Annotated in this window: 5 protein-coding genes, 2 pseudogenes and 1 other annotated feature; of the genes and pseudogenes, 4 read left to right on the top strand and 3 right to left on the bottom strand. The window is 63.5% G+C overall.

Annotation, left to right across the window (positions count from 1 at the left end):
• The first annotated feature begins 22 nt into the window (after nt 1-22).
• The 4 genes from P1K89_RS33375 to P1K89_RS33080 all read left to right on the top strand — a co-directional run bounded on the left by P1K89_RS33375 (nt 23) and on the right by P1K89_RS33080 (nt 4,118).
• Nucleotides 23-604, top strand: a complete 582-nt coding sequence (locus P1K89_RS33375; RefSeq protein ID WP_350082633.1) for a chemotaxis protein CheW — start codon at nt 23-25, stop codon at nt 602-604.
• Between the two features lie 510 nt (nt 605-1,114).
• Entirely contained in the window at nt 1,115-2,146 is a 1,032-nt protein-coding gene (locus P1K89_RS33090) for a phospholipase C/P1 nuclease family protein (protein ID WP_284620797.1), read from the top strand.
• Nucleotides 2,143-3,507: a peptidylprolyl isomerase gene (locus P1K89_RS33085; protein ID WP_284620796.1), complete on the top strand. Its 1,365-nt coding sequence runs from the start codon at nt 2,143-2,145 to the stop codon at nt 3,505-3,507. The genes P1K89_RS33090 and P1K89_RS33085 overlap by 4 nt, the downstream gene beginning before the upstream one ends.
• A gap of 17 nt (nt 3,508-3,524) precedes the next feature.
• Complete coding sequence (locus P1K89_RS33080; RefSeq protein WP_284620795.1) at nt 3,525-4,118, top strand: hypothetical protein; 594 nt, start codon at nt 3,525-3,527, stop codon at nt 4,116-4,118.
• A 152-nt stretch (nt 4,119-4,270) separates the two neighbouring features.
• Here P1K89_RS33080 and P1K89_RS33075 read toward each other — a convergent pair.
• The 3 genes and pseudogenes from P1K89_RS33075 to P1K89_RS33055 form a co-directional block, all read right to left on the bottom strand.
• Nucleotides 4,271-4,456 (bottom strand): annotated as a pseudogene (locus P1K89_RS33075) (IS110 family transposase); the annotation flags it as partial.
• A 272-nt stretch (nt 4,457-4,728) separates the two neighbouring features.
• Nucleotides 4,729-5,676, bottom strand: a pseudogene (locus P1K89_RS33370) (IS3 family transposase); the annotation flags it as partial.
• Nucleotides 5,282-5,398 (bottom strand) — a sequence feature (AL1L pseudoknot). Its footprint overlaps the pseudogene before it by 117 nt.
• Nucleotides 5,677-6,070: 394 nt before the next feature.
• Nucleotides 6,071-8,107 (bottom strand): response regulator, encoded by a 2,037-nt coding sequence (locus P1K89_RS33055; RefSeq protein WP_284620793.1) that lies wholly within the window; start codon nt 8,105-8,107, stop codon nt 6,071-6,073.
• Nucleotides 8,108-8,305: the final 198 nt, after the last annotated feature.

Genomic DNA, 8,305 nt, shown 5'->3' with positions numbered 1-8,305 from the left:
CGATCGCTCCTACGGCATCGACATGCGATGCGTGCAGGAGGTGTTGGGCTACGAACGGCCTTGCAGCATCGCGGGCGTGCCGGCCTACCTGGTCGGCCGCATTCGCCGCGGCCAGTCGATCATCCCCGTCGTCGACCTGCGAGTCCACTTCGGGGTGAGCAACCCGACTATCGGGCTGCAAACCGCTATCGTTCGGGTAGCCGCAGGCGCGCTTCTGGATGGTCGCCACCTTCGAGTTCAGTCGTCCATGGCATTGCTGATGCGATGCGTGCAGCAGGTCAGGACGTTGGGCAGGTGGTTGACGATCATCTTCGCCCTTCTCGGCCAGTTCAGCCAATGCCATAGTGGGGGTGGTCATCGTGGTTTCCTTCGCAAGGATCAAGGGTGGTCTTCGCACCTCAACCCTATCCGGAATCACGATGGCAACCCCTCACGGGGCGGCCGCCACAGCTGCGCGGCTAGCGCCGCTACGCTGTGGTTGGACTTACACCACTTCCTGGGACATCGACACGGCCATTTCTCCATTGCGCAATGCCATACGCTGCGCACCCGGATACCGACGATTCGCGTTGACTCTTGGCTGGGCGTGCATTGCGGTCAATAGGTTTCGTGAGGCCCAGCAGGCCTTCGAGACGGCAATGCATGGCAATGCGGCGCGCATCGAAGCGCACGGCGGACCCGCCGGCGCGCTTGCCCTGCCCGGACGACGCGATTCTGCCGCGCACTGTCTCCGGGAAGGCGCGCGCGCAAGGCCCGAAGGCTTCGGCAGCAAGTTCGCACGCAAGCTGCTCAGGCATTGGAAAGCCTGTTCGACCGTGCACCTGCAATGCGCGACCTCGCACCGACGCATGACGTGCTGCGCGATTGGTCGCGCACTGTCTGGTCCACCCAGAAGGCGGGACCGGTCGACATCTAGCCAGCGGCCGCCACTCCGCCGAGCGAACCGAAAAGCGCGCCGGGCGAAGCACCACGGCGTGCCTACAGGAGTTGCGGGCGTATTTGGCTTATCGCGCCAATATTTGATCAATCCCGGGAAGTTCCGGCATTGCATTGCCGCTTCCTGGTACACCATTCATGCCGCCCGTTCGGGCATAGGAATCTCACGGTCACTATCATGTTGTCAATCATCACACGCCGCTTTGCAGTCGTTCTCCTGGTGGCATTCTGGGCTGGACTTCCGGCCCACGCGTTCTCGCCGGAAACACACCGCCGAATCGTGCTAGACGCTGTCAAGTTCATGCGGGCCAACCCGGACGTCACCAACTATCAGAAGTTGCTGAACGGTGTCACTAAGGCGGGATTCAGCATCGACCAGTTCGCACAGGTCATCGCGCAAGGAGCGCACGACGTCGACTACTTCGCGGACACATACATCTGCGGCGCGATCACCGGCGACTGTGTCGGCGCCCCCGCCTGGGGCCTGGGCACGTCGATCGGTCGCTACACGTCGTTCTGGCACTTCCAGGACCACTCGCATGGCGCCGACGTGCACGGCAATCCTTTCGGCGGATACAACTACAGCCGCATCGCCATCAAGGGCGATATCGACGAGCTCGCGGCGGCGTGGCTCTGGAATGATCACCTGGACGATGGCAGCGGCGGCATGGAAGGCGTCTTCGGCGAAGACTCCCGCTACAACACCTACGGCATCACGGAAAAGAACTACCGACTGTCCGGCTTATCGACGCCGTCGATGTACTCCGATTTCCAGAAGTTCCCGTTCCAGCCGATCAGCAACCTGGGTCAGTACTGGTTCAAGCAATTCCTCGCACAACCGACGGCGCAGACCCTCGGTTTCGTGCTGCACACGACCGATGTCGCAGTGCCACACCACACGTGGAATACGCTCGGCAATAACCACTCCGGGTGGGAGACGTGGGTTCAGGCCTACTACGACAGCGAGCAACTGGGGGCGTTCTACCTGGTTCGGAACGCACTGACGAAGCTGCCGCCACTGGGCAAGGATGCAACGGACGTCCGCCCTCTCCTGTACAAGGCCGGCGACTTCTCCTACGGAGCGGGCGTGCTGGCGCTATCGTCGACCGACCATGGTGTGCGAGTTCTCGTTGGCCGGTCGATGGTCCCTCACGCCATTGCCTTGGCCGTGCGCATCTTGGATCGGGCAGCAGAGAGAATGGCGAAATGACGAAGCTGCTCGCCGCCGCGATGGCGTTGGTCATCGCGGCGCCCTGGCCGGCGCCTCGCGCCGGCGGTGCGCCGGACGCGCCGCGCGAAGCGTCGCCCTTGTGCGTCGATGGGTGGCGGCTGTCAAGCGCGGCAGTCACGGTCCTGCTGCAATCCGCTCGCTCGCACGAACCCTCCACAACTTTGGACGCTGTTGCGACGGCCGTGCGGCACGACCGGATCCTCGGACGCTACGCGCTTCACGCGGTCGGAGATGATAGCCTGTTCGACGACGCGCGGGTCGGCTATTCCCTCGATACTTTGTCGGACGAGGCGCTCTATGCGACGCTAGAACGTGCACGCCCGGGCGTGGTGCGCACGGAAGACGCGGCTGCGGTCGCGCGCGCCGTCATTCGTCGACATGCGCTCGACACCGAACGGCTGTCGGCATTGTTCGCGACGGACTCCGTGCGGCTGGACGACCGCCTCGCCCCGCACGAGTTCGCGGCTCTGGACGAATTCCCCTTGTACGACTTCCGCCTCGACGGCGAGGAACCGCGCCGCCTGACGCTGAAGGACGTTTGGCAACGACTCGACGTGCAAGGCCGAAACCAGGTGCAGCAAACCAATGTCGACTTCATCGATCGACAGGCGCGGCGGCTGCTTCGAGACCACGTGGTTCGCAAGTGGGCAACGGCAGAAGGAGGCCTCGACCGCGACGACCTTGCCCGCCTTCACGACCTCATGGTTGATCGCGAGCGTCGCAAGGCTTATGCGCTATACATCGGCGCCTCGACAGACTCCCACCGCACGAATGCCCGCATCGAGGCGCTGAAGCAGGAGGTGACGAGCGAGGAGATTGCCGAGTTCTACGCTCGCCATCAAGATCAGTTTCAGCGCATCGAGCGCGTGCGGGCTCGCCACATTCGATGTACCGACGAAGCCTGTACGCGTTCGGTGGCGCGCGAGCTCGCAGCTGGCGAACCCTTCGCCGACGTCGCACGACGCCATTCGACGGCCGCTACGGCGAACAGCGGCGGTGAGTTGGGCTGGATCGAGGCCGTAGGTGCCGCGCTCGAGTGGCTGCAACAGGTCGCCCTCGCGCAAGCGCCAGACACGGTCTCGCACGCGATGCGCGAACCCGACGACACGCCGGGCGGGGCGGGCTGGCAGTTCGTGCGCACCGAAGAGCGTGTCGTCGGCTTGCATCCGATCGGAAGCGAGACGGTTCGTTTCGTCGCAGCGGAAGCAATCGCCCAACGGCGGGCCGCCGAGCAGTTCTCGGCACTGCGCAAGCGGTTGATCGACGAAGCAGAGGGGCGCCCGGACCCCGGCTGCGGCCAGCCTGCCCAGGGCACTACCGAAGGTCGGTCGATTCAATGACACGCGCGACATGGCTGATGCTCGCCGGAGCCGCCGCAGCAGCGGTGATCGGGTTCGGGAGTCCGTCGCAGGATGTGTCGCCCGTCCCGGTTGCTCAACCGCCGGCCACATTCCCGGCACCGACCCCCGTCGCGGCGCCGATCCCGATCGTTCCCGACCTTGGGGCGTCGGTGCGGAACGCCGCGCCCGACACCGGTGTCGCAGTACCCGTACCGGCCGGCCGGCTTCCATCAATCGATGATGAACCGGCGTCCGCGGCTGTGACGATGGCCCATGCGCGCGAGCACGGCGATGACCGCGCTCCACCCATCGATGTACCGATCGACCCGTCGGGGTCCGGGGTGCCGCAGGCGTGGGATTCCATGAACCCCGAAAGCTTTCGGGCTTTCGAGGCTGCGCGCGAACAACGCCTGCTCAAAGACTACGCGGAGGCGGCGAGCGCCCGGCTCGCCGAGTGGCGGCGGGCGCTCGACAGCGCCACCGCTCGCGGCATCGAAACCGGGAAGATCGCGGCGGCTGAAGAGAAGATTCGTCGCCTTGAGGCCGCGATGGCTTCAGCGTCCGCGGCCGAACGGAAGGGCACGGGCGATTCGAACCCACAGCGGCCCTGATGGCGGCAACTGCGTCGCGCCGGCATCATTGAGAGAACGCCAAGCCGACGCACTCACGAACAATCAAGCGACCAGCGAAGTCCCGTGCACTTCATTGGCGCCAACATCCTCAGCCAACGGCTCGCGCTTCAACGCTGTCGTCGACAAGCGACCACGCGCACCACGTTGCCGAACGAACGCATCCATTGCAGCATCTGCCGGTAGCCTTGCCGCGTGGCGGCAAAGGACCGAGTGCCCATCACCTGGTCCCGTTCATCGACGACAGCTGCGACGTGCCGGTCCTTGTGGGTGTCAACGCCGCCGACAACGCCAGCAGCTCCAGTAGGACGGTCCTCCATGGTTGCCTCCGAGTGATGATCCATGACGACAGTGGCTCGGCCGCGACCGGATGCTCGGACAGGACAGTAACGTGACAGGACGTCAGGCCCTTCTTGGGTCACATGCAGCGGCGAGGCAAAGCCTCAGCCGCAAGATGCTCCCGGGCGGCCGACAGGTCCGGGGAAGGACACGGCTTGCCGGTCGATCGGAGTGGGGGTCAGGCCACCAGGGGCACCTCGCGGCGCCAGCCCCTCGGCCGGTCCATCGCTGTGAGGGTCAGGCCGCCCAGGAACAAACTGGTCCGCGCATTCTTACTATCGCTGTAGTGCACCAGGTCGCCATCGCGCTCGGCACGCCGCGCATACAGCGCTTGCTTCAGCGCGTCGAGCACGAAGTCGGTCTGCATCGAACTGCTGACCCGCCAGCCCACGATGCGCCGCGCGAAGACGTCGACGACGAAGGCCACGTATACGAAGCACGAAGCCTTGCCAGGTCGAGACGTAGGTGAAGTCCGCCACCCACAGCTGATTCGGCCGCTGCGCCTTGAAGTGCCGGTTGACGCGATCCAGCGGACACGCCACCTTGGCATCGGGCACCGTCGTGCGCACGCCCTTGCCGCGTCGTACGCCTTGCAGGCCAAGCCTGCGCATCAGTCGCTCCACCGTGCAGCGCGCCACGCTCACGCCTTCGAGCAGCAACTGCCGCCACACCCTGTCGGCGCCGTAGACCCGCAGGTTCGCGTCGTACACGCGCTGAACCTGCGGCCTCAAGCTCGCATCGCGCCGGGCCCGCGCAGGCAGCAACCCGGGCTCGCGCAGGCGCGCTGCGTGACGTCGGTACGCCGACGGGGCGACCTGCAGTGCGCGGCAGATCGACTCGACCCCCAGGCGAGCGCGATGCTTGTCGATGAAGGCGTTCAATTCTTGCTGTGGCGGTCGAGCTCCGCCTGGGCGAAATACGCGCTGGCCAGCTTCAGGATCTCATTGGTCTTGCGCAGCTCACGGACCTCGCGCTCAAGTTCCTTGATGCGCTGCTGCTCGGCCGTCGTGGGCCCGGGCCGCGCGCCGCTGTCGCGCTCGCCTTGGCGCACCCACTTGCGCAGCGTCACGGCTGTGCAGCCGATCTTGCCGGCGATCGAGTCGATCGCCGCCCACTGCGACGGGTACTGATCCTTGGCGTCGAACACCAAGCGCACCGCGCGCTCGATCACCTCGGGGGAAAACTTCGGGGACTTCCGCATCTTGGCTCCATTCTCAATCGAAGGAGCCTCCTCGAAAGACGGGGCGGTTCAGACAGCCCCTTCTGGAACTGGACTCGGTTCATCGGCATGGCGCGTCTCCTGGTTGGACACGCCCATCGTCGGTCTTCAGTGGCTCGCAGCGTGAGCCTGCTGAGCTTGCTCGCTAATCAGGTGGCGGCATGAAGCCAGCCGCATGGAAGGCGAAATTCGATGGGCACTTCATCTTCACTTTAATGAAGGGCCTGTGGGTCGCAACCTGATGCGCCACATCCGCGAGCACAACAAGGACCCCCGACCCATCAATCGATCCATCGCGTCGAATTCGAACGATGGCCGCATCCGTCAAGGATGAGTAGCACCACGCGTAGCATGGCTCCGGCGGGCACGCGCATCCTTACCGGCCCTTCCCTATCGCGAGATCGATCGACTCGACCAGTTGCTTCTGGTCGAAGGGCTTCTCGATCCTGATGCATCCACTTCCTTCCAGGAATGGGCTGTTGATCGCGCTCATATCGCCAGTCACGAAGACAATCCGATTGGCCATTTCGGGGTGCAGTCGACGTATGTGTTGTTGAAAAGCTGCGCCGTCCATGTCCGGCATCCACAGATCACACGCAATGGCGTCGAAAGTGTGCTTCTTCAGGATCTCGAGCGCCTCGGCTCCGCTCGAACAAGTCCTGACCGAGTGGCCGTGTTTCGCCAACATTTCACCCATCAGCGCGGCCAGCTCCGCTTCGTCGTCGACAATTAGCACCCGACCGAAGGAGGCGCTCTTCGCCTGTTCGACTGCGTAGGAGCCGCCGCTCCTCGAGTTTGCCGTGGGTGCGGCAACAGGAATGCAAAGCTCGAATTCGGTTCCGCTCTCGGCGGAAGATGCGCTCATCACTAGGTCTCCGCCATGCGACAGCGCTATCGTGCGAGAAACGGCCAAACCCAACCCGGTTCCGATGCCTTCGGGCTTCGTAGTGAAGTACGGCTCGAAAATCCGGCCGGCCAAATGCTCCGGTATTCCCGGCCCGTTGTCCGCCACTCGCACCGATATCAGCAACTCGTGGTCCGATCGGCGGCAACTGCTCTGTATGCTGATGCGCCTTGGCGGTGGCACGGTAGAGAGCGCTTGTTGCGCGTTAATAAGAAGATTGAGGAGGATCTGGCCGATCTGATCCGCATCGCCTGTGATGGAAGGCAGATCCTCCGATAGCGTCAAGTGGCATGCAATATCATGGCTTCGAAAGGCATAGCCGAGCAGATCGCAGGCGGCGCAAACCAAATCATTGATCCGGAAGATAGTCTTGGTCGCGGGCCGGCTGCGCGCCATGTTGAGGAAGGTCCGCAGTATTCGCGCGCAGCGCTCGGCAGCCTCCCGAACCTTTTTCGCATCGCTTTTCAGCGCGGGCTCGCCTAGCTTCTCCTCAAGCAGCATAGCTCTTCCCATGACAATCGCCATCGGATTGTTCAGCTCGTGCGCCACGCCAGCCAACAGACTCCCCATGGCCGAGAGCTTTTCGCTTTGGCGCAACGCCTCACGCTGCCGCTCCAGTTCGTGCCGCTGCTGCAATCTCTCCGTCAGATCGATCAAAGAAATCGTGGTCAGCTCATCACCGTCCACCGCTGTCTTCCAGACCAGCATTTCCACGGGAAACTCCGTGCCATCGCCGGAGACGGCCTGACCCCGAATTGGCCCCCTGTCGACAGGTGTTCGGCCGTCTTCGGTGAGCTTAACGTGTCCAAAGGGCAGCTCCAGCAACTGTTTGGCGGGGAAGATCCGCCGCACGTCTCCGACGTCTTCGCGAGACAACTTGAACATGGATTCGCACGCACGATTGAACTCGATCACTCGTCCGCGAGAGTCGATCGCCATGATGCCCGCCAACGCGCAGTCGACGATGGCAGCCTTCAACGTCCGGGTCAGCGCCAAAGCGGAAACCTGTGCCGCCAGTTCCAGCTCGAGCGTCTTCTGCGCAGTCATGTCCCTGGCGATCGCGATCATTCCGATGATCGCGCCGGCCGATGAAAAGTAGGGCATCCATTGCTGCTCGACGAAGCGGCGCCCTCTGTGTGGATATTCGATCCACCCATCCCAGCGGAAGGATTCCCCGCTGAGAATTCGATGGCTGAACGGGAGATAGGCCGCAAAGATCTCGGTGCCGAGCAGCTCGGAAACGTGATGGCCGATGATTTCCGATGTCGGCTTGTCGAAGAACTCCAGAACCTCGCGATTCGCATAAAGATACCGGTGATACCTGTCAACCACCGTGACGCGAGCCCTGAGTTGGTCGAAGACGCTTCTCAGTGACAACATCTCCTGGTCGCCCGCTGGTGCGAAAGAGCCGACCCCCGGTTCAGGCAGGGGCTGAAACTGAAAACTGCCGCGTTCCATGGCTGGGTCTGAAGTCGAGCATTGAAGGATTGATTGTTGGCGCTTGTGCATATTTGAGCCATCCATGTGGACCGAATCTTGAGCCACGGCTGGAAGCCGGTCATAAGGTCCGTCCGGGCGCGTCGCTCTCGGCGATCAGCTGAACGAGCTCGCCAGCGGCGCTCATGATCACGATGCGGGTTTGAGCCGAGTAGCTCCGGAGCCACCGTCCGAGCGACAAGCCAGTCTCCCCCGGCATGATCAGGTCGA

This window comes from Aquabacterium humicola, assembly GCF_030167915.1.
In the GTDB taxonomy this organism is placed as follows: Bacteria; Pseudomonadota; Gammaproteobacteria; order Burkholderiales; family Burkholderiaceae_C; genus Pseudaquabacterium; species Pseudaquabacterium humicola.
The sequence above is the reverse complement of the archived record's forward strand: the minus strand, read 5'-3'. Positions and strand labels throughout refer to the sequence as shown.

What these genes read in the sequence shown, in the direction of transcription:
- P1K89_RS33375 (WP_350082633.1), top strand. Translation starts at nt 23, where the DNA reads ATGCGATGCGTGCAGGAGGTGTTGGGCTACGAACGGCCTTGCAGCATC.
- P1K89_RS33090 (WP_284620797.1), top strand. Translation starts at nt 1,115, where the DNA reads ATGTTGTCAATCATCACACGCCGCTTTGCAGTCGTTCTCCTGGTGGCA.
- P1K89_RS33085 (WP_284620796.1), top strand. Translation starts at nt 2,143, where the DNA reads ATGACGAAGCTGCTCGCCGCCGCGATGGCGTTGGTCATCGCGGCGCCC.
- P1K89_RS33080 (WP_284620795.1), top strand. Translation starts at nt 3,525, where the DNA reads ATGCTCGCCGGAGCCGCCGCAGCAGCGGTGATCGGGTTCGGGAGTCCG.
- P1K89_RS33055 (WP_284620793.1), bottom strand. Translation starts at nt 8,107, where the DNA reads ATGCACAAGCGCCAACAATCAATCCTTCAATGCTCGACTTCAGACCCA.